Here is a 20,926-nt window from a genome sequence, read left to right on the forward strand (position 1 = left end):
TGCCGGCTTCGCAACAGCCGATCGAGTACCATGTGAGAGGTTGCGTCGACGCATAAGAGGAGAGAAGGGCATGACAGATGGAGCGGGAAGGTCAGCAAGAACGGCGATCGTGACGGGCGCGGGCAGCGGGATCGGTCGAGCCGCCGCAACGGCATTGCTGAAAGACGGATGGCATGTGGCGCTGCTCGGGCGCCGCATCGAGCCGCTCAACGAAGTGGCCGACGATCCAGCCTTCGCCGGGCGTGCGTTCGCCCATTCATGCGACGTGGCGGATGCCGGCGCCGTCGAGCAGGCCTTTGCCACGATCGTCGAACGATTCGGCCGGCTCGATCTTCTTTTTAACAATGCGGGCGTTTCGAATCCTCCCGGGCCGTTCGAAGACTGGACTCCCGAGCAATGGCGCACGGTGGTCGACGTCAATCTGAATGGCATGTTCTACTGCATTCAGCAGGCATTCCGTGTCATGCGTTCGCAGCGGCCGATGGGCGGGCGCATCATCAACAATGGCTCGATTTCGGCCAGCGCACCGCGGCCGAATTCGATCGCCTATACGGCCACCAAGCATGCGGTGAAAGGCATGACGAAGTCCGCGGCGCTCGATGGTCGCAAGTACGACATCGCAGTCGGCCAGATCGATGTTGGAAACGCGCGCACGCCGCTCGCCTCGCGAATGGAAAAAGGCGTTCCGCAAGCGAACGGCGAGATTGCAGCCGAGCCGCTGATCGATGTGGACATCGTCGGCCAATCGGTGCTCTATATGGCCAATCTGCCGCTCGAAGCGAATGTGCTTTTCCACACCGTCATGGCGACGAAGATGCCGTTCGTGGGGAGAGGGTAGGCCAAGGTTGATGCGTCGTTCTCGTCCAACGAAATGGAGGCGCTCGTGTTCAATGCAATCCTCGTCGATAAGAAAGATGATCGTTATGAAGCTGAATCGGTGTCGCTCGACGAATCCCGTCTTCCGCCCGGCGACGTCCTCGTCAATATCGCCTACAGCACCCTGAACTACAAGGATGCGCTTGCGATTACGGGGAAAGGGGCGGTGGTTCGCAGCTTTCCGATGGTGCCGGGCATCGATTTGGCGGGCACGGTCGAGCGCAGCGACCATCCGGCCTTCGCCGCAGGCGACCAGGTATTGCTCAACGGTTGGGGCATCGGCGAACAGCATTGGGGTGGGCTCGCGCAAAAGGCGCGCGTGAGCGGCGATTGGCTGACACCGTTGCCGAAAGGGCTTTCGCTGCAGCAGACGATGGCAATCGGTACTGCCGGATACACAGCGATGCTCTGCATCATGGCGCTCGAGCGTCATGGGCTCAAGCCGCCGCAGGGCGACGTGCTCGTCACCGGTGCGAATGGCGGCGTGGGCAGCATGGCGATCGCGCTGCTCGCAAAGCTCGGGTACCGCGTCGTCGCATCGACAGGGCGTCTTCAGGAGTCCGACTATCTGCACGGGCTCGGCGCGGCTGAGATCGTCGATCGAAATACGCTTTCCGAACCGGGGCGTCCGCTCCAGAAGGAACGTTGGGCTGCGGCCATCGATTCGGTCGGCAGCCATACACTGGCCAATGTCTGCGCGAGCCTACGGGCGAACGGCGCCGTTGCGGCATGCGGGCTTGCGCAAGGGCTCGACCTTCCCGCGACCGTCGCGCCGTTCATCTTGCGCGGCGTGAGCCTGCTCGGCGTCAACAGCGTTTACCGCTCCGCGGCGGAACGCGCCGAAGCATGGCGGCGGCTTGCGCGCGACCTCGATGCCGCATCGCTCGACGCAATGACGAGAACGATTGGCCTTACGGAGGCGGTCGACGCCGCCGGCGAGCTGTTGAAAGGCGTGGTGAGAGGGCGCCTAGTCGTCGACGTCAGTCGCTGAAGCTCGAGCGTGCGGGGTCACGGCGATGTCGCTTATTATTTCGTGCGGAACGTCGCCGCCTGGACGCACATCGGCGTGCCGACGTGCACGCTATCGGCTTGCTCCAGCGGAATTCCCGTGTGCGGATCCAGGCGCCACGATGCGAGTAGATCGCTGTCTTGATTCGCCACGAACAAGAATTTGCCGGACGGCGATAGCGCGATGCTTCGCGGCGTTTTCCCGCCACTCTGGCTGGGCGATGCACCGACAATCCGCCCGCTACCTTCCTCTAGCGCATAGGTGATTACGCTGTCATCTCCGCGCAAGCTTGCGTATAGCTGGCGACCGTTCGTCGATACGACGAGGCCGGCGGCAAAGCTTGGCATCGAACCGGCGGGCAGCATATCTGTGCGGTCGAGCCATCGCAACTCGCCCGTATCGCGGTCATATGCGAGCCGATCGATGGCATTCGCCAGTTCGCAAATCACATAGGCGATCGCTCCGTTCGGATGAAAGGTCAGATGGCGTGGTCCCGAGCCAGGCGCCAACTTCAAGGGGGCGGTATTCGCAGGACCGAGCGCGCGGCGTGGCTGGTCGAGACGATAGGTCGTCAACTCATCGGTGCCGAGGTCGGCCACGATGACGAACCGGTTGTCGGGGCTCGGCACGGCACAATGCGCATGCGGGACGGATTGTCGGTCGTCACGTGGCCCGCGACCCTCATGAGTGAACTCGCTCGTCACGGACGTCAGCGTGCCGTCGGTAAGAATCGAAAAACTCGCGATATGCCGCCTCGGCTCGTCGTCGTTTCGCTCTCGCGCATAGTTGGCGACCAGCGCGACCTCACCGCGAGCGTCCGTCGCACACCAAGCCGTCAATCTGCCGCGCGTGCGCTGCCTTTGTCCGACGAGCGTCAAGGCCCCGTTTGCCGCATCGATCCGCAACGCGCTGATGAAGCCTTCCGGCGAATCAATAAGCTCGCTCGTCGCGTAGAGCATCCTTCTCTCCTGGACGACGGCGAGGTAGGTCGGATTGTCGATGTCGGTGAATTCGGCGAGAAAAGACAGGCGTCCTGAGGTCTCGTCTAACGAGAACACGGCAATTCCGTTTCCGTTCGCAGTTGCGAAATGCGGAATCGGTCGATTCAGGCAGCCTGCGAATACCAATGTGCGGTCTGTGCGGTCGTTCATCGTCGTTCGCTCCCAAGGCGGCAGCCTCGAACGTCCCTTATCGCGCTTGCTGGAAAATACCTACTTGTATGGTAGTAGGTCATGACGTACGATGCAACGAACGAAATCGACCAACATGAGAGGGGAGACGGCGGTGGCCAACAGAACATCCATCACGCGGCTCGCCGGCATCACGCTGTTTGCATTGAGCGTGGTCGCCAGCGCGAATGTGGCGACGGGCGACACGTCGAAAGCAAAGATCGCGCTATCGAACAGCTATGCGGGCAATACATTCAGGCAGCAGCAGTTGAAAATCTGGGCGCAAGTGGCGGGGCAGGCGAAGAAAGCGGGCCTCATCGCGGACGCGCCGGCGTTCACGACGGCCGAGAATCAGGCGACGGAGCAGGCCCAGCAAATCCAGAACCTTGTGCTGCAAGGCTACAAGGCGATCGTGATCAACGCGGCATCGCCGACGGCGCTCAACGGCGCGATCAAGCAAGCATGCGCGGCCGGCGTCGTCGTCGTATCGTTCGACGGCATCGTCACCGAGCCGTGTGCCTATCGCATCGAGGCCGATTTTCATAAGATGGGCGCCGAGGAAGTCGACTTTCTTGCGAAGAAGCTCGGCGGCAAGGGCAATCTGCTCGAAGTCCGCGGGTTGGCCGGTGTTTCGGTCGACGACGAGATTCATCAGGGCATCGTCGACGAGCTCAAGCAATATCCGGGTATGAAAATCGTCGGCTCGGTCTATGGTCAATGGACGCAGACGGTCGCGCAAAAGGAAGTGGCGGGCATCCTGCCGTCGCTGCCGCCGATCGACGGCGTCGTGACGCAGGGAGGCGACGGATATGGTGTTGCTCAGGCGTTTCGTGCCGCAGGCCGCAAGATTCCGACGATCATTCTCGGCAATCGTCAGGAAGAGCTCGCATGGTGGCAACAGCAGGGTATCGACAGCTATCAGACGATGTCGATCGCGGCCGATCCGGGTTCGTCGAGCTTTGCGTTCTGGGCCGCCCAGCAGATTCTCGCCGGTAACAAGCTGCCGCACGAGATGTCGTTGCCGACGCTTACCGTGACCTCGGACTCGCTCGCGAAAGTCTTGCCGAAGACGGCGCCCGGTACGGTTGCCAGCAACGTCTTCACGCGCGAGCAGGTTATCGATATGGTTCAAAGCAAAAAGTAAGCGGGCGGATTGCCAATCCGATGAGCCATCCCGAAAGCGCGGCCCTTTCCGAGGCGCGCGAGGCGCCTCCCCGCATTCCGTTACTCTGCGTGCGCGGCGTCAACGTGACGTTTGGGCCGGTGCGTGCTCTTCAGCGCGTCGACTTCGAGTTCGCCGTGGGCGAATGTGTAGCCGTGGCGGGTCACAACGGCGCGGGCAAGTCCACGCTGATGTCGGTACTTTCGGGCGCGCGCCGTCCCGATGCCGGCACGATCGAGGTTGCCGGCCAGCGGTTCGACGGCGGCTTCGATGCGCGCGAGGCGCGCGCCCTCGGTATTCGCTGCGTCTTCCAGGAGCTTTCGCTCTGCCCGAACTTGACGATCGAAGAAAATATGCGCGCCGTGCATCCGCAATTGAGGCACTTCGGCTGGCGGCGGCGGGCGCGCGCGATCATCGAAGATCAGCTCGATGCGATCTTTCCCGGGCATGGGTTGCGCGGCACCGACGTCGTCGGCGACCTCACGCTCGCCCAACAACAGATGGTCGAGATTGCGCGCGGCTTCGCATCGGTCGACGCGCCCGTGCGTCTCGTCATACTCGATGAGCCGACGTCGAGTCTCGATCGCTATACGGCGGACCAATTGCTCGCATTCATCGGGCGTTGCGCGCAGGCGGGCGTGACCTGCATCCTGATCACGCATATGCTCGAGGAAATGCTCCGATCGGCGCATCGCGTCATGGTGATGCGCGACGGCAAGGTCGTCTCGACGCTCGATGCGGCTCATTTGCAAAAGGAAGCCATCATTCGCGCGATGGGGCAGTTCACGGACGAGACGGCTTCGGCGACGCAGCGCGCGCAGACGTCGCAGGCCGGCGAGTCGGCCTTTCGCTGGAACGTCGGCCCGCGACGGCGCACCGTCATCGAAGCGCGCCGCGGAGCGATCGTCGGTCTCGCCGGCCTCGCGGGCCAAGGGCAGACGCTCGCGCTGCACGATATCTACGTCGAGTCGCGCAAACGCGGCTCGAACATACGCGTCGCATTCGTCGCTGGAGACCGGCGCGCCGATGGCGTGTTCATCGACTGGACCATCGCCGAGAACCTCGATATCCGCTCGCTCTACAACCGTGACAGCCGAAACTGGCTCGATCGCGCAGCGTTGCGCGATCTTTTCGCTCGATGGGCGAAGCGAATCGATATTCGCGGCGCCGCGCCGACCGACAACATCCTTGCATTGAGCGGCGGCAATCAGCAAAAGGTCCTATTCGCGCGTGCGCTCGCCTCGGATGCGGAGCTCGTGTTGATGGACGACCCGACGCGCGGTGTCGACATCGGGACGAAGCTCGAAATTTATCGCCTGCTGCAAGCCGAAGCGGCCAACGGGCGAACGTTCGTCTGGTACACGACGGAGAACGACGAGTTCGCGTACTGCGAGCGCGTCTATGTCTTTCGCGGCGGCGATGTCACGCGCGTGCTCGACGCGAGCGAATGCACGGAGCAGGCGTTGCTCGCGGCGAGTTTCGAGGAGGCGCAATCATGATGGGGTTCGCGAGGGCCGGTATGCGTCGGGCGGAACGGCGCGCCATGCTGCCGGCCGTATCGCTCGCCGCGGTGTTGGTTCCGATGTTCGTTGTCCAGCCGAACACGCTCAGCTACTTCGGGATGTCGATGTTGCTGAATCTCGGTGTGCCAATCGTCTTCGCGACGCTGGCGCAGCTAGCGGTCATCACCGCCAACGAGCTCGATCTGTCGATCGGCTCGTTCGTGAGCCTCGTGACCTGCATCGGCGCGACGCTGCTCGATCGCTCTCCGTGGCTCGGCTGGACGGCGCTCGCGGGTTGTGTCGCGCTCTACGCGCTCGTCGGCGCGCTGGTGGAATCGCGGCGCATTTCATCGGTGGTCGTGACGCTGGGATTGTCCTTCGTCTGGAACGGGCTCGCGGTCTTGCTGCTGCCGTCGCCGGGCGGCACGAGCCCGGTCTGGCTCGCGACACTGATGGGGCTGCAGGCGCCGTACGTTCCCGCGCCGCTCATCTGGAGCGCCGCGATCGCGCTCGTGGCCCACTGCCTGTTGATGCGCTCCCCAGCCGGCGTCGCATTGCGCGGCGTCGGCGGCAATCCCGAGGCGATGCGTCGATGCGGGTGGTCGGTCGTGCGTGCCAAGGCGATTCTCTTCGGCTGCGCGGGCATGCTCGGCATCTGCTCCGGGCTCGCGCTGCTCGGTCTCACCACTTCGGCCGACGCGAACATCGCCTTGCGCTATACGCTGTTCTCGGTTGCCGGCGTGATTCTCGGCGGCGGCGAGTTCGTCGGCGGACGCGTGTCCGTGATCGGAGCCGTGCTAGGAGCGGTCACGCTCACACTCGCTTCGTCGTTCCTCGCATTTCTGCAGATTGCGCCGGAATGGCAGATCGGTTTTCAGGGGCTCATTCTGATCGCCGTTCTCTCATTGAGACTCGTATTCCGCCGCAAGCGAGGCCGCCGATGAAAAGCGTGCTTGCCATTCGCGAGCGGCCTTGGTTCTGGTCGGTCGGCGGTGCCGTGCTCGTAGGCCTGGCCGCCTCGCTTGCATTCGGTCCGCGGACGGCCGGCAACATGTTGTCGGCCGCGTCCGCATTCGTCGTTTTCAGCGTGCTCGTCGGTCTCGGGCAGATGCTCGTCGTGACGAGCGGACCAGGCAACATCGATCTGTCGATTCCGGCCACGATCGCGCTCGCGGGCAGCGTGGCGATGCACGTGATGGCGCGCAACGACGCGGCGATTCCTGTCGGCGTTGCAGTCACTGTCGCGACGGGCGTCGCCGTCGGGTCGTTCAACTACCTGCTCATTCGCTTGCTGCGGATTCCACCCATCATCGCGACGCTCTCGTCGAGCTTCGTGCTTCAATCGATCGCGATCAGCCTTGGGCACGGGAGCGCGGCGCCGCCCCCGGCGCTGGAGGATTTCGCGCTCGGACATTGGCTCGGCATCTCGACGCTCGCGTTCGTCGCGCTTGCGCTGACGATCGTGATCGGCATCGCGCTCTTCAGGCTCGTGCAAGGACGCAGCTTGTCGGCGCTCGGGCAGAACGGGCGGGCCGCGCATCTTGCCGGCGTGCGCGTCGAACGCGTGCGCTTCGCGACTTATGTCGCCTGCTCGGTTCTGGTGGCGCTCAGCGCGCTGCTGCTTTCGGGCTTTTCGGGTGGAGCGACGCTCGATATGGGCGCCGACTACATGCTGCTGTCCGTCGCTGTGGTCGTGATCGGCGGCACGCAAGTATCAGGTGGCCGCGCCAGCCCGACGGGCGTATGGGGTGCAGCCTGTTTCCTTTTCCTCGTGAACGCGCTGTTGAACGCCAGCGGTACGGGGGCGGGCGTGCGCGCAATCATCTATGGGCTGCTGATCATCGCCGTGACGGCGGTGGCGGGTGGGGCGAGGGCGCTGCGATCCTGACTCAAGCATAGGCGGCAATCGCGTGCAATGTGCCTTTGCGAAGCGCTTGCAACGCTTCGACGAGCGTCTGCCGCAAGGACGCGCTGCGCGCCAGCTCGGTCGGAAACACTTCGTGAACGTCGAGCAGCACCCGAACCAGCGCGTCGGGCGATCCGCCCGCCGAGGCCGCGAGCGATTGCAATCGGTCGGCAAGCGGGTCATGAATTTCGTAAGGCACGCCGGCGTCGGTGCGGCCAAGCAGAAACTGCATCCATGCCGCAACGGCGAAAGCGAGGCGCGAAAACGATTGCCGCGTCGCGATTCGCTTGGAAAGCGTGGCGAGAAGCCGTAGCGGAATTTTCTGGCTGCCGTCCATCGCGATTTGCGCGCAGCGATGCTTGAGAGCCGGGTTCGCAAAGCGCTCGAGCAAGGCGTCGCGATAGGCGAAAAGGTCGAACGACAGCGGCACGTTCAGCGTCGGCGCGATTTCGGAGGTCATCAGCGCGTGAATGAGACGATGCATGGCACGGTTTGCGATGGCCGCGTCGACGGTCTCGATGCCGGCGAGCATCGACAAATACGCGATGGTCGAGTGCGTCGCATTGAGCATGCGGAGCTTGGCGAGTTCGAACGGCGTCACATCGCCGACCAGTTGCGCGCCTACGCGGTCCCACGCCGGACGGCCCGCCGGAAAGTGGTCCTCGACGACCCATTGGCGGAACGGCTCGCAGGCAACGGGGGCTCGATCCTCGTAACCCAGCGCCGCGCGCGCGGAGACCAAGTCGGCTTCGGTTGTCGCGGGCACGATGCGGTCGACCATCGTGGAGGGGAACGCGACATGCGTTTCGATCCAGTCCGCCAAGCCAGGGTCGACGGCCCGTGCGAAAGAGCAGACGACGCGCCGCAGCGCGGCCCCATTGTGTGCGAGGTTGTCGCACGACAGCACGGTAAGGGGATTGCCGCTGTCGCGTCGCATGCGCAAGGCGGCCGTGAGAATACCCGGCACAGTGACGGGCGTCTCGGGGTAGGCGAGATCATGCATGACGCCGGGGTGGCCGAAGTCGGCGTCGCCGGCGTTCGCGTCTCGGCAGTAACCTTTTTCCGTCACGGTCAGAGAAACGATTCGGACGTGTGGGTCGGCGAGGCGCGCGAACAGCGCGGCGCGATCGTGCGGCATGGCGAGGACTTCGCGCAGCGCGCGCACCACCGTCACGCGCTCGCCTTCCATTCCCCGCTCGACGATGCTGTAAAGGCCATCCTGCGACATGAGCGCATCGCGTTTCGCGACGTCGCCCTGCAACGTGACGCCGCAAATGCCCCAGTCGCCGCCCGCGGCGATCATGGCCTCCTCGGTGAAAAGCGCTTGATGCGCGCGATGGAAGTTCCCGATGCCGAGATGAACGATGCCAATGCGCGGTTCGCGCCAGGCTGGCGACAGCAGATGCGAGCGAAGCTCCGGCAGAACGCTGCGCGCGAGACGGGGCGGCGTGAATCGGTTCATGATTCCTCTCAGTGCTTCCTGTTGATATACTTGTATGGTAGCATGGGTCGATCCAAACGAGGATGCGCACATGAAGATCATTCGAGCGGACGTGATCGTCACCTGTCCCGGCCGCAATTTTGTCACGCTGAAAATCGAGACCGACGAAGGCGTGTACGGCATTGGCGACGCCACGCTCAACGGACGCGAGCTTGCGGTCGCCTCGTACCTGCGCGATCACGTCTCGCCGACGCTGATCGGGCGCGATGCGAGTCGCATCGAGGACATCTGGCAATACCTTTACAAGGGCGCCTACTGGCGCCGCGGGCCCGTCACGATGACGGCGATCGCCGCGGTCGACATGGCCCTCTGGGACATCATGGGCAAAAGAGCGGGCTTGCCGCTCTACAAGCTGCTGGGTGGAGCATCACGCGACGCTGTGATGGTCTATGGCCATGCAACGGGGCGTGACATTCCCGAGGCGCTCGATCGCTATGCGCAGCATATCGAAGCGGGATACAAGGCGGTGCGCATTCAGTGCGGCGTGCCGAATATGCGTTCGGTCTATGGCGTATCGAAAGGCTCGGACAAGTACGAGCCCGCGAAGAAGGGGATCGTCGATGAAGAAAGTTGGTCGTCGGAGAAATACCTGGACTTCATTCCGAAGCTCTTCGACGCCGTGCGAGATCGATTCGGCTTCGAGACGCATCTGCTGCACGACGTTCACCATCGACTGACGCCGATCGAAGCGGCGCGCCTTGGCAAATCGGTCGAGCCGTACCGTCTCTTCTGGCTCGAAGATCCGACGCCTGCCGAGAACCAGGCCGGTTTCCGCCTGATTCGCGAGCATACGGTGACGCCGATCGCGGTGGGCGAAGTATTCAATTCGATTTGGGACTGCAAGCAACTGATCGAAGAGCAGTTGATCGACTATTTGCGCGCGACGCTCACGCATGCAGGCGGCATTACGCATTTGCGGCGCATGGCCGATTTTGCGTCGCTCTATCAAGTGCGAACAGGGTGTCACGGGCCGTCGGACCTGTCGCCTGTCTGCATGGGGGCGGCGTTGCATTTCGATCTGTGGGTGCCGAACTTTGGCATACAGGAATACATGGGTTATCCCGAAGCGGCGCTCGACGTGTTCCCACATGCGTGGCGCTTCGAGAACGGCTTGATGCATCCCGGTGAGGCGCCGGGGCACGGAGTGGATATCGACGAAGCGCTGGCCGCGCGCTATCCCTATGAGCCGGCCTATCTGCCCGTTGCCCGTCTCGAAGACGGCACGCTCTGGAACTGGTAAGGAGTCCTCTATGTTCGCCGCTGTCCTTCACGAACCGAAGCTGATCCGAATCGACGACGTCGAACCGCCAGAGCCCGGGCCTGGGCAGGTGCGCGTGCGTGTGCGCGCGGGCGGCATCTGCGGCTCCGATCTCTCCTATTACTTCAAAGGCCGAAGCGGTGATTTCAGGGTGCGTGAACCTTTTGTGCTCGGGCATGAGGCGGCCGGCGAAATCGACTGCACGGGTGAAGGCGTGACGGGTCTCGCCAAGGGCCGGCGCGTGGCGGTGAACCCGGGCCTTGCCTGCGGCGTGTGCCGCTATTGCCGCGCGGGCATGTCGAACCACTGTCTCGACATGCGGTTCATGGGCAGCGCCTCCACGTTTCCGCATACGCAAGGCATGTTTCGTCAGCAGATCGTGGTTTCCGCTTCCCAGTGCGTGCCGCTGCCCGATAGCGTCGACTTCGCGCAGGCCTCGATGGCGGAGCCCGTGGCGGTCGCGCTGCATGCCGTCAAGCAGGCCGGTTCTCTCGTCGGCGCGCGGGTACTCGTGATCGGCTGCGGCCCGATCGGGTGTCTCCTCGTCGCCGTCGCGCGGCGCGCCGGTGCGCATCGCATCGTCGCGGTCGATCTGTCGGACCATGCGCTCGGAACGGCACGCCAGGTCGGCGCGGACGACGTCGTCAATGCGGCGGATTCCGCGGCAATTGGCCGCTGGGCCGAAGCGCGCGGATTCTTCGACGTCGCGATCGAAGCATCGGGCAGTCCTGCCGGCCTCGATACGGCGTTGCGATCGGTGCGCGCCGGCGGTACGGTCGTGCAGGTCGGCAATCTGCCGGCGGGCCCGTCGCCTGTGTCGGCCAATCTCGTCATGTCGAAGGAAATCCGGTATGTCGGCTCGTTTCGTTTCGCCGATGAGTACGCGATCGCAGCCGAGGAAATCGCGGCGGGCAGGATCGAACTGCGTCCGCTGATGACACACGCCTTCTCGTTTGCGGAAGCGAACCGTGCCTTCGAAATTGCCCACGATCGCTCGCAATCGATGAAGGTGCATCTGCGTTTTGAATGAGCGATGTGGAGCACGGACGCCCCACTACGCGCTTTCTCTTTCGTACAACGCCCGTCAAGAGGCGAACTTCAGGAGACATGCTCATGATCAGAAGCCAGCGTTGGTTCGTCGTCGCGCTGTTTTTTCTGGCCGGCATCATCAATTATCTCGACCGCGCCGCGCTGTCGATTGCCGCGCCGCTGATTCAGAAGGATCTGCATTTTTCCCACGCCGAACTGGGCATCGTATTCAGCAGCTTTTTTCTCGGCTATGCGGTCTTCAACTTCGTCGGCGGCGTGCTGTCGGACAAGCTCGGCGCGAAACGGGTATTCGGTGCCGCGATGGGCGTCTGGTCGGTTTTCTGCGGCGCAACGGCGCTCGCCACGGGGATCGTCTCGCTCATCGTTCTTCGTGTGCTGTTCGGTACGTCAGCGTAGAAGGGGCATGGTAGTATGGTGAAGGCCGGCCACGCCCGTCGGATGGCCGACCGTCAATCTTCAGAAGTGCCCCTCGCGGGGCCATCGAATCGCATGAAAGCCGCTCCCGAATCGGATGTCGTTTCCGTCGACGCGCCGCCGTCGCGCGTCTCCGTCCCCCGTGCCCGGCGGCGCGTGGGCCCGGCCGTCGCGGCACGCAGCGCACTGCCCGACCTGGCGAGCCAGGTTTCGCTCGACTCGCACGAGCCGATCAGCAGGCAGATTTTCCGCGCGCTGCGTCAGGCCATCTTCATCGGGCAGATGACGCCGGGCACGCCGCTCTCGGAAAAGGAAGTCTCCGAGCTGTTCCATGTCTCGCGTCAGCCGGTGCGCGAGGCGTTCATCAAGCTCGTGGAGGCGGGGGTGCTGCAGGTGTTGCCTCAGCGCGGCACGCTCGTGAAGAAGATCTCGCCGAGAAAAGTCAGAGAAGGCCGCTTCATTCGTGAGGCCATCGAAACGGCGGTGGTGCGCAAGGCGGCCGAATCGATCACCCATGCGCAGCTGCAGATGCTGGCCGAAAACATTCGCGAGCAAAAGCTCGCGGCGAATCTCAACGATACGGCGGCGTTCCTTGCCCTCGACGAGGCGTTCCATTATTCGATCGCTCAATCGATCGACTGTATCGCCGCGTGGGAAACGATACAGGACATCAAGGCGCAAATGGATCGCGTCCGGTACCTGAGCCTCGCCGATGTGTCGCCGCTCGATCTTCTGATTCGGCAGCATGCAAAGATTCTTGCCGGACTGCGTGCACACGATCCGGTCGCGGCCGAGGAGGCGATGCGCCGGCACTTGCGGGAAATCCTCGTGTCACTGGGGCCGGTCGCGGCGCGCAATCCCGATTGGTTCGAGGCGGACGAGCCTGAACGCGTGCCGCTTTCGTCGTAACCCGCGACGACGGCGCTAAGCGCTAAACGGCTGCGCCGCCGCCACGCCGTCAAAGCGCAGCGGTCGCGCATGATTCGCGTCGCACGGGAGTCGATCAGGACTCCTTCTCAATGCGCGACGGGAACGGTAGGCGCGATGGCACGCTCCGCGAAGCGCTCAATCGCGAACGGTTCGATCGGCAGCGTACTGCGGCCGGCCGTGACCAACTCCGCGACGATCCGTCCTACCACCGGTCCCAGCTCGAAGCCGTGCGCGGAAAAGCCGAATGCATGCACGGCCTTCGGCGCGGTCCGGCTCGGACCGATCACGGGGATACCGTCGGGCATGAAGCCTTCGATCCCGGCCCACGTGCGATTGATGCCGACGTCACGCAAATGCGGAAAAAGGTCGAGCGCCGTGCGGGCGTTCGATGCGAGCTGCGCGAAGTCCACCTCACCCGCGCGCGACGGCATGTCGACGCGGCCGCGCACGCCGCCGCCGATGAGCACCGTTCCGTTGTCGAACTGCTTGAACGACAGCGGCCGGCCCGTTGCCCCGACGACGGGAGAGCAGAACGGTGGCACGCGATGCGTGATCGTCAGCAGCAGCGCCACGGGTTCTTCGGGCACGGGCTCGCCGATCTGGCGGGCGAATTCGCCGGCCCATGCGCCCGCTGCGTTGACCACATATTCCGCCGTGAAGCGACCGTTTTTCGCGTCGATCGCCCAATGCTCGCCCATCCGCTCGACCGCGGTGACGCGGGCGTCTTCGTGCACGATGACACCGAGCCGCTCGGCCGCGCGACGAAATGCCGTGACCGTGCGAAACGGCAGGGCGTGACCATCGTCAGCCACCCAGATGCCGCCGGTGACATGCGGCGCGACGGCCGGCAGCAAATCTCGAACGGTCGCCGCATCGACGAGCTTTTCATGCGTGAAGCCGCGCTGATGAAGATCGGCCACGCGTGCGCGCAGTGTCTCCAACTCGGCTTCCGACTCGGCAACTTTCAATTGACCGCTCGGCACGAAGCCGCCGGTATCGTCGATGAGCTCGGGCAGTCGATGCCAAAGCGCGCGCGATTCGAGCGCGAGCGGGATTTCGGCGATGTGGCGCCCGAGCGTGCGCACGCCGCCCGCGTTCACGCCCGACGCGTGACGTCCGCAATATTCGGCTTCGAGCACGGTCACGCGAGCGCCCGCTCGCGCGAGATGCACGGCACTCGAGAGTCCATGAAGGCCGCCGCCTATTACGACGACATCGGCACCCGAATGCGACGGATTCGCGCTTGGGCTTGCGTGGCTCATGACTCGCGCGCCAGTTCGCCGAGCGTGATCGGCTTGATCGGCGGCCGAATCCGGTAGTAGCCGACTTCGGCTGGCGATACACCGCGCGCTTCGGCGATGACCTCGGTTACTGTCAGCCCGCAAAGGCGCCCCTGGCATGGGCCCATGCCGCAGCGGCCGAACGACTTCGCTTGATTGGGACCCGTGCAGCCGAGCCGTACATGCTCGCGCAGCGTTCCGGCCGTGACTTCCTCGCATCGGCACACGAGCACATCGTCGGACGGAACGCGGTTTTGCTGCTTGGGACGATAGAGAGCGTCGAGGAACGGGCGTATCCGAAGATGCGCGGCGAGTTGACGTCTAACCGGCGTCGCATGACGGTCGCGCTCGGCTTGGTCGATCCGTCCAACGGCGCAGGCCGCGGCGAGCCCCGCGAGCTCGCCGAAGAGCGCCGCGGCAGTCGCGCCGCCAATTCCCGCGCCATCGCCCGCGACTTGAATGCCGGGCACGCTGAGTTCGCCCCATTCGTCGGCGAGCGGCACGAAGCAGAGTTGCGCATCGTCCCAGCGGTGCTTTGCGCGCAGCGCCCACGTGAACTGCGTGTTCGGCACGACGCCTTGATGCAGCAGCACGAGTGGTGTCTCGATGCGCTGACGGCCGCGCGCGTCGACGAAACGAATCGCCCGCACGGCGTCATCGCCCTCGATCGAAAGCGACGTGGCGCCTTCATGAAACGGCACACCCGCGCGCCGCAGCGCGCGCATCATCGCGAGTCCCTTCCTCAGATAGCGCCAGCCGGCGAGCGCTCCGCCGAGATGGCCGAGCGCCCGGCGCTTGTCGGACGCATCCGTCGTATCGACGATCGCGCGCACCGGCACGCCGGCCCGAACGTACTGCCAGCCGAGGAGATAGAGCAGGGGGCCGCAACCGGCGAGCACGACGGGCTCGGCAGGAACCGTATCGGCGGTCTTCAGCAGAATCTGCGCGGCACCGACCGTCAAGACGCCGGGCAGCGTCCATCCTGGGACGGGGAACGGGCGCTCCATCGCACCGGTACAGAGAATCACGCGTTTTGCCTTGAACGAACCGACGCGACCTTCGCGAAGGTAGTGAACCGTTCGCTCCGGCGTGACCTGCCAGACGGCCGCATTGCCGATATGTCGCGCTGACGAGCGCTGGAACGCTTCGACGATGATGCGTCCCGCGGCATAGTCGGGACCGAGGATATCAAGGCGCTTCTCGGGCGCGCCGCCGACGCCGCGATAGATTTGCCCGCCCGGCGCGGCTTGCTCATCGAGGAGCACGACCGACGCGCCCAGTTTCGCGGCTCGGGTCGCGGCGGCCATGCCGGCCGGGCCGCCGCCGACGATGGCAATATCGACGAGTTCAGGGGTGTCCATGCGCGTCCTCCGTCGCAACGGTAAAGAGCGTGCGTGCGCGTTCCTGCGTGCGGATTTTCATGCCGTCGCGGACTTCGATGAGGCAGGTCTGCCGGTTCGGCTCGCCGTCGATCTCCATCAGGCACTCGAAGCAGACGCCCATCATGCAATAGGGCGCCCGGGGCGCCCCGCTCACGGGCGTGCCGCGAAAGCGTACGAGACCGGCTGCAAGGAGCGCCGCGGCGACGCTGCAGCCCGACGGCACCGGGATCGGGGTGCCGTCGAGCTCTACCGTGACGTGCGGCACGCCGTCGCCATTCGGCGCGAGTCGGGTGAAGAGGCTGCTAGTGGGCATGATGGCTGGTCCATTCCGAATGCAAGAAGCGGTCGCCCGCGAAGACATCGATTTCCTCCGGCGCCTCGGCGCCGGCGATCCAGGGAGCGAGGCGCAGCGCGTGCGCCGCGGCGAGCGTGACGCCGCTGTGACACGTTGCAACGAAAGCGCCGCGATACGTTGAGGACTCCTGATAAATCGGAAAGCCATCGGGGCTCATCACGCGGAGCGCGCTCCAAGCGCGCACGAGGCGCAGTCCCTCGAGCACGGGAAAGCTGCGGATGCCGCGCCGCGCGATCGTCGCGAGCACGCTCGTCGTCGTCGTATCGTCGAAGCCGACGTCTTCCATCGAATCGCCGAGCTGGATCGTCCCCTCGTCGGTCTGGCGCACGTAGGTCGTCGGGTAGTCGAGGAACGGCGCCACGCGTTCGCCGACGAGAACCTGCCCGCGATTCGGCCGCACGGGCGCATGAAGGCCGAGCGAGGGCGCGAGCCGCGCATTGCCGAGTCCTGCCGCGAGCACGACCTTCGGGGCTTTCCAGCTGCGGCCGTCGCCGCGCACGACGAACGCGCCGCCCGTCGGCTCGACCTCGTCGACGTGCTGATTCCGATACCACTGGACGCCGCGTGCTTCACACGCGCCGTAAAGCGCGCGCAAGAGCTTGAGGGGATTTACATGGCCGTCCATCGGCGTGTAGCTTGCGCCGTACACCTCGGGGCCGATCGCGGGAAGCCGCGCTTTCAGTGCGTCGTGGCCGAGCATTTCGAACGGATAGGGCTCGTCGAGCCGATCGCGCAGCCAGGCGAGCCGCGTCTCGCGTTCGATGGCCTCGCTCTGCGAATGAACGAAGTGAAAGCCGCCGGGCTGCTCGAGTTCGACATCGACACCGGATTCGTTCTTCAGCGCCGCCGCGAGCCGCGGCCAAAGTCGGGCGGAGCTCATCGTCCATTGTGCATATTCGGGCAAGCCATATCCTTTTCCTTGCACCCAGACGAGCCCGAAATTGCCGCGAGAGGCGCGAAATGCATCGTCGCCTTCGTCGAGTACCGCGACGCGCGCGCCGTTGCCCGCGAGGCCATATGAAATGGCCATGCCGACGAGGCCGCCGCCGATCACGATCACATCGGGTTCAATTGTTGTCATCGCGCGTTCAACCTTTGCCGATCAGGACGCGATCGAGCCCCACGACGCGGTCGAGCGCGATCATCAGCAGGACCGTGCCGACGATCAGCACGGTGGAAATGGAAGTCACGAGAGGATCGATGTTCTGAGCGATATCGTTGTACATCGCTACGGGCAGCGTGGTGGTGCCCGGCGTGGCGACGAATATCGTCATCGTCAGTTCGTCGAAACTCTGAATGAAGGCAAGAATCCAGCCGCCGGCCACCCCGGGCAGCAGCATCGGCAGCACCACCCGGCGAAAAGCCGTGAACCGGCCGGCGCCGAGCGAGCGCGCCGCGCGCTCACCGTCCCGATCGAGCCCGGCTGCCGCGGCGAGCACGAGGCGCAGCGCATAGGGCATGACCACGATGACATGGATCAGTGCGAGCCAGAAGAACGAGCCGGTCAAGCCCGCCATCGTGAAGAAACGCAGGAAGGCGACGCCGAGCACCACATACGGGATCATCAGCGGCGAGAGGAAGAAGCCCATCAAAGCGCCACGCCCGGCGAACCGGTAGCGCGTGAGCGCGAGCGCCGCCGGCACGGCGAGCGCAACGGCGAGGGTGGCCGAAACGGCGCCCAGGCGGATCGAAAGCCAGAATGCGGTAATGAAGTCGTCGGCTTGCGCCAGTGCCCTGAACCAGCGCAGCGAAAGCCCGCCGCTCGGCAGCGAGATATACCCTTTGCCCGTGAACGAGACCGCCACCACCACGACAAGCGGCGCAAGCATGAACGCGATGAAGAGCGTGTGATAAGCGAGCGAGAAGAAGCCGTTCTTGCGCATTTCGAACGCCCCCGTCACGACTCGAACACCGCGGCGAAGCGCTTTTCGACGAGCCGGTTGCAGCCGATGATGATCGCGACGTTCGCGATCAACAGCAGCACCGCGATCGATGCGCCGAGCGGCCAGTTCAGCGTGCTCAGAAACTCGTCGTAAGCGGCTGTCGCGACGACCTTGAGGCGCCGGCCGCCGATGATGGCTGGCGTCGCGAACGCCGAGGCGGCGAGCGCGAAGACGATGATGCTGCCCGACAGCACGCCTGGCAGCAATTGCGGAAAAACGATGCGGCGGAAGACGGTCAAGCGCGAGCCGCCGAGCGAGAGGCCCGCGTTCTCGACTTGGGCGTCGAGTTTCTGGATCGATGCCCAAACCGAAATCACCATGAAGGGGACAAGCACGTGGACGAGCGCGATCGTGACGCCGGTGAGCGTGAACAAAAATTTCAGCGGGGAATCCGTCAGATGCAGTGCGAGAAGCGCCTGATTGATGAGTCCCTCGCGCCCCATCAGAATGGCCCAGCCGAGCGTGCGCACGACGACCGAAATCAGCAGCGGGCCGAGGACGATCAGCAGAAATACGCTGCGCCACGGTGCCTTCATGCGCGCAAGAATCAGCGTCTCCGGCACGCCGAGCACGACCGAGAGCGCGGTGACGATAAGGGCGAGGCCGGCTGTGCGCGCAAAGATGTCGTGGTAATAGGGATCGCCCAATACCTCCGAATAGTTGGCCCACGTGTAGGCAGGGAGAATGCCGAGCGTGCCGTCGAACGCGTGGAACGACAGCAGCGCGATCATGATCATCGGCACGACGAGCAGCCCGAGGAAGAGCAGCAGCGCAGGGGCGGCCAGCAGCCAGGGCGCGCGCGCTTCGCTTGCGCGACGCGCTCGCGGCGCCGCCGGCAGCGGCGAAGAGAGCTCAGACATGCTGTGCCTCCGCGCGCAGCATATGCAGATCGGAGTCGGACCACGCGATCTTGACCGCTTCGCCTTCGAGCGGCGGCGGCATGCCGATGTTGGGCTGGCTCATGCGAAAGGGCCCGAGCGCGCTATCGATTTCGAGCATCCAGTGGTTGCCGAGGAAAAGCCGCGTGCGCACGCGTCCCGCGAGCCCATCCTCCGTTTCGGATGCGAAGCGCAGTTTCTCCGGCCGCACGTAGACGTGCACGGTGTCGCCGAACTCGCGCTCGCCGTGCGGGATATGCGCGACCTGTGAGCCGAGTTGCACGATGCAGCATCGCGCATGCCGCCCGATGACCTTGCCCGCGAGCGCGTTCGTGCGGCCGAGGAACGTCGAGGCGAAAGGCGATTCCGGGTGCTCGTAGGCGTCGAACGGCGCGGCGATCTGCACAATGCGGCCGCCGTGCATGACCGCGATTCGGTCGCTCATCGTCATCGCCTCGACCTGATCGTGCGTGACGAGAATCGTCGTGATGCCGAGCTGACGCTGGATCGCGCGCAGCTCGATATGCATCTCCTCGCGCAGCTTCGCGTCGAGATTGGACATCGGTTCGTCGAGCAGCAGCACCTGCGGTTCGATGACGAGCGCGCGCGCGATCGCGACGCGCTGGCGCTGCCCGCCCGAAAGCTCGCGCGGCAAGCGTTTTTCGAGGCCGTCGAGGCGCACCATCGCGAGCGTGTCGCGAATGCGGCGCACGCGCTCTGCGCGCGGCACCTTGCGCATCTCGAGGCCGAAGCCGACGTTGTCCGCCACCGTCATATGGGCGAAGAGGGCATAGCTCTGAAACACGACGCCCATGCCGCGCTTTTCAGGCGCAAGCCCGGAGATGTCGCGGCCACCGAGGACGATGCGACCGCCCGTCGGTTCGACGAAACCCGCGATCATCTGCAGCGTCGTCGTTTTGCCGCAGCCCGACGGCCCGAGCAGCGAAACGAATTCGCCGCGCTCGACGCCAAGCGAGAGACCGTCCACGGCCGAGAACTCGCCGTAGCGTTTCGATAGGTTCTCGAGTTGCAGGAACGCCATGGTGTGATGCAGCTCCACTTCGGAATGCAATAGGCTCGACGTCAGGCGATAGGCAGGGCGGCGCACGTTGCGTCGGCCGCCGTTCGCATCACGCTCAACGTTCCACCTGCCTGTTCCACTCATTGGTCCATTGCGTTCGTTTTTCGTTGACGATGGTCCAATCCGTTTTGACGAGCTTGCCGATCTGGTCGTTGCCATAGGGCACGGTGGCGGCGACTGCCGGGTCGAGCTTCGTTTTACTGTTGACAGGGCCCCAAGCCTGCGTCTTGGCGAGAACGGTCTGCACCTCGGGGGAGAGCAGGTACTGGACGAACTGCTGCGAGAGCTGGGGCTGCTTGTTATCGACGACGGGGCAGGTCGCGGTCAGCAACGCCATCGCGCCTTCCTTCGGATAGACGAAGCGGATCGGAAAGCCGGTCTGCTCCAGCGTGTAGGTGCGACCGCTGCCCCATACCGCGAGCGTCACGTCACCGTTCTGGAACAGCTCCGTCATCTTGCCCGGCGACGGCTCCCAGGCGAGCACGTTCGGCGCGACTTTCTTGATGAGCGCATCGAAGCCCGGCGCGATATTCGATTCGCCGCCGCCATTCATCCGGGCGAACATGACGAGCGTCTGCAAGCCGTAGGTGTTCGAGATCGGCGGAATCGCGATCTTTTGCTTGAATCGCTTGTCGGTGAGCGCGGACCACGAATCGGGCGGTGGCAGCCCCGCTTTCTTGAACGCATCGGCGTTATAGGCGAGACCCGTGGCAACGACGCCTAGCGCCACCGAGCGATCGCTCATGTGCGCGAGCGGATAGAGATCGTGATAAACGGGCGCATCGGCGAGCTTGTCGCAAAAGCCGAATTGCACCGCCTGATACATCGGTCCGTCGTCGAGCAGCACGACATTGAGTTCTTCCTTGCCCTTTTGAGCCTGCAGCTTCGCGAGCGTGTCCGTGGAATTGCCGGGCACGTAGACGATCTTTACGTCGTGTGCCTTCTCGAACTGCGGAATGATCGTCTTTTCGAAGGCCGTCTGCGTTGAGCCGCCATATGAGCCGACGTAGAGGGTTGGCTGGGCCGACGCGCCAGTTGCGCCTAGCGCGAGCGTGGCCGCGAGTGCCGCGGCGGCGAGGCTGGTCTTTCTCAATGTCCGCTCCTTCTTGCCTGCACGGTTGACGAAATTCGTTTTCAAACACAAAACGGTATGGCTCCCCGGTTGGGGCCGAAGCGCCGCTTCGCATGGATGTAGCAAACAATACGGATGCCGAAAACAGATGGAAAATC

General features: G+C 64.3%; 19 protein-coding genes and 1 pseudogene. 10 read left to right on the forward strand and 10 right to left on the reverse strand.

Annotated features, from left to right (window positions below; all coding sequences use genetic code 11):
* Positions 1-70 precede the first annotated feature (70 nt).
* Positions 71-838: an SDR family oxidoreductase gene (locus tag AB4Y31_RS05770; protein ID WP_368673074.1), complete on the forward strand. Its 768-nt coding sequence runs from the start codon at positions 71-73 to the stop codon at positions 836-838.
* A 33-nt stretch (positions 839-871) separates the two neighbouring features.
* Positions 872-1,867, forward strand: a complete 996-nt coding sequence (locus AB4Y31_RS05775) for an MDR family oxidoreductase (RefSeq protein ID WP_368673075.1) — start codon at positions 872-874, stop codon at positions 1,865-1,867.
* Between the two features lie 35 nt (positions 1,868-1,902).
* Here the strand turns inward: AB4Y31_RS05775 and AB4Y31_RS05780 are convergent, their stop codons facing one another.
* On the reverse strand, positions 1,903-3,036 hold the full coding sequence (locus tag AB4Y31_RS05780) for a lactonase family protein (RefSeq protein ID WP_368673076.1): 1,134 nt from the start codon (positions 3,034-3,036) through the stop codon (positions 1,903-1,905).
* A gap of 115 nt (positions 3,037-3,151) precedes the next feature.
* On the opposite strand from AB4Y31_RS05780, the gene AB4Y31_RS05785 reads away from it, so the two are divergent.
* Genes AB4Y31_RS05785 through AB4Y31_RS05800 form a run of 4 tightly spaced genes read left to right on the forward strand, consistent with a single transcriptional unit; the run spans position 3,152 to position 7,606 of the window.
* Positions 3,152-4,198: an ABC transporter substrate-binding protein gene (locus AB4Y31_RS05785; protein ID WP_368673077.1), complete on the forward strand. Its 1,047-nt coding sequence runs from the start codon at positions 3,152-3,154 to the stop codon at positions 4,196-4,198.
* A gap of 20 nt (positions 4,199-4,218) precedes the next feature.
* A complete protein-coding gene (locus AB4Y31_RS05790; RefSeq protein ID WP_368673078.1) occupies positions 4,219-5,715 on the forward strand; it encodes a sugar ABC transporter ATP-binding protein in 1,497 nt (498 codons plus the stop codon).
* Complete coding sequence (locus AB4Y31_RS05795; RefSeq protein ID WP_368673460.1) at positions 5,715-6,662, forward strand: ABC transporter permease; 948 nt, start codon at positions 5,715-5,717, stop codon at positions 6,660-6,662. Before AB4Y31_RS05790 ends, AB4Y31_RS05795 begins: the two co-directional genes overlap by 1 nt.
* Complete coding sequence (locus tag AB4Y31_RS05800) at positions 6,659-7,606, forward strand: ABC transporter permease (protein WP_368673079.1); 948 nt, start codon at positions 6,659-6,661, stop codon at positions 7,604-7,606. Before AB4Y31_RS05795 ends, AB4Y31_RS05800 begins: the two co-directional genes overlap by 4 nt.
* Before the next feature lies 1 nt (position 7,607).
* Here the strand turns inward: AB4Y31_RS05800 and AB4Y31_RS05805 are convergent, their stop codons facing one another.
* Positions 7,608-9,086, reverse strand: a complete 1,479-nt coding sequence (locus AB4Y31_RS05805; protein ID WP_368673080.1) for a mannitol dehydrogenase family protein — start codon at positions 9,084-9,086, stop codon at positions 7,608-7,610.
* A 70-nt stretch (positions 9,087-9,156) separates the two neighbouring features.
* Between AB4Y31_RS05805 and manD the strand changes: the two genes are divergently transcribed.
* The 4 genes and pseudogenes from manD to AB4Y31_RS05825 all read left to right on the forward strand — a co-directional run bounded on the left by manD (position 9,157) and on the right by AB4Y31_RS05825 (position 12,756).
* On the forward strand, positions 9,157-10,365 hold the full coding sequence (gene manD / locus AB4Y31_RS05810; RefSeq protein WP_368673081.1) for a D-mannonate dehydratase ManD: 1,209 nt from the start codon (positions 9,157-9,159) through the stop codon (positions 10,363-10,365).
* Between the two features lie 10 nt (positions 10,366-10,375).
* Positions 10,376-11,413, forward strand: coding sequence for an L-idonate 5-dehydrogenase (locus AB4Y31_RS05815; protein ID WP_368673082.1), 1,038 nt, complete (start codon positions 10,376-10,378; stop codon positions 11,411-11,413).
* Positions 11,414-11,496: 83 nt separating this feature from the next.
* Positions 11,497-11,817 (forward strand): annotated as a pseudogene (locus AB4Y31_RS05820) (MFS transporter); the annotation flags it as partial.
* Positions 11,818-11,922: 105 nt separating this feature from the next.
* The gene (locus AB4Y31_RS05825) at positions 11,923-12,756 is read left to right on the forward strand and encodes a GntR family transcriptional regulator (protein WP_368673083.1); all 834 of its coding nucleotides are present in this window, start codon (positions 11,923-11,925) and stop codon (positions 12,754-12,756) included.
* A 107-nt stretch (positions 12,757-12,863) separates the two neighbouring features.
* Here AB4Y31_RS05825 and AB4Y31_RS05830 read toward each other — a convergent pair whose 3' ends face one another.
* From AB4Y31_RS05830 to AB4Y31_RS05865, 8 genes are all read right to left on the reverse strand, one after another.
* The gene (locus tag AB4Y31_RS05830) at positions 12,864-14,039 is read right to left on the reverse strand and encodes an NAD(P)/FAD-dependent oxidoreductase (protein ID WP_368673084.1); all 1,176 of its coding nucleotides are present in this window, start codon (positions 14,037-14,039) and stop codon (positions 12,864-12,866) included.
* On the reverse strand, positions 14,036-15,418 hold the full coding sequence (locus tag AB4Y31_RS05835) for an NAD(P)/FAD-dependent oxidoreductase (RefSeq protein ID WP_368673085.1): 1,383 nt from the start codon (positions 15,416-15,418) through the stop codon (positions 14,036-14,038). Before AB4Y31_RS05835 ends, AB4Y31_RS05830 begins: the two co-directional genes overlap by 4 nt.
* Positions 15,405-15,752, reverse strand: a complete 348-nt coding sequence (locus AB4Y31_RS05840) for a (2Fe-2S)-binding protein (protein ID WP_368673086.1) — start codon at positions 15,750-15,752, stop codon at positions 15,405-15,407. Before AB4Y31_RS05840 ends, AB4Y31_RS05835 begins: the two co-directional genes overlap by 14 nt.
* The gene (locus tag AB4Y31_RS05845; protein WP_368673087.1) at positions 15,742-16,875 is read right to left on the reverse strand and encodes an NAD(P)/FAD-dependent oxidoreductase; all 1,134 of its coding nucleotides are present in this window, start codon (positions 16,873-16,875) and stop codon (positions 15,742-15,744) included. Before AB4Y31_RS05845 ends, AB4Y31_RS05840 begins: the two co-directional genes overlap by 11 nt.
* Before the next feature lie 7 nt (positions 16,876-16,882).
* Complete coding sequence (locus tag AB4Y31_RS05850) at positions 16,883-17,677, reverse strand: ABC transporter permease (protein WP_368673088.1); 795 nt, start codon at positions 17,675-17,677, stop codon at positions 16,883-16,885.
* Positions 17,678-17,691: 14 nt separating this feature from the next.
* On the reverse strand, positions 17,692-18,597 hold the full coding sequence (locus AB4Y31_RS05855) for an ABC transporter permease (protein ID WP_018444103.1): 906 nt from the start codon (positions 18,595-18,597) through the stop codon (positions 17,692-17,694).
* Entirely contained in the window at positions 18,590-19,657 is a 1,068-nt protein-coding gene (locus AB4Y31_RS05860) for an ABC transporter ATP-binding protein (protein WP_368673089.1), read from the reverse strand. Before AB4Y31_RS05860 ends, AB4Y31_RS05855 begins: the two co-directional genes overlap by 8 nt.
* A 94-nt stretch (positions 19,658-19,751) precedes the next feature.
* Positions 19,752-20,789 carry an ABC transporter substrate-binding protein gene (locus AB4Y31_RS05865; RefSeq protein ID WP_368673090.1) on the reverse strand — a complete coding sequence of 346 codons (1,038 nt, stop codon included), beginning with the start codon at positions 20,787-20,789 and terminating at the stop codon, positions 19,752-19,754.
* Between the last annotated feature and the right edge of the window lie 137 nt (positions 20,790-20,926).

The sequence above is a fragment of the Trinickia sp. EG282A genome (assembly GCF_040965455.1).
In the GTDB taxonomy this organism is placed as follows: Bacteria; Pseudomonadota; Gammaproteobacteria; order Burkholderiales; family Burkholderiaceae; genus Trinickia; species Trinickia symbiotica.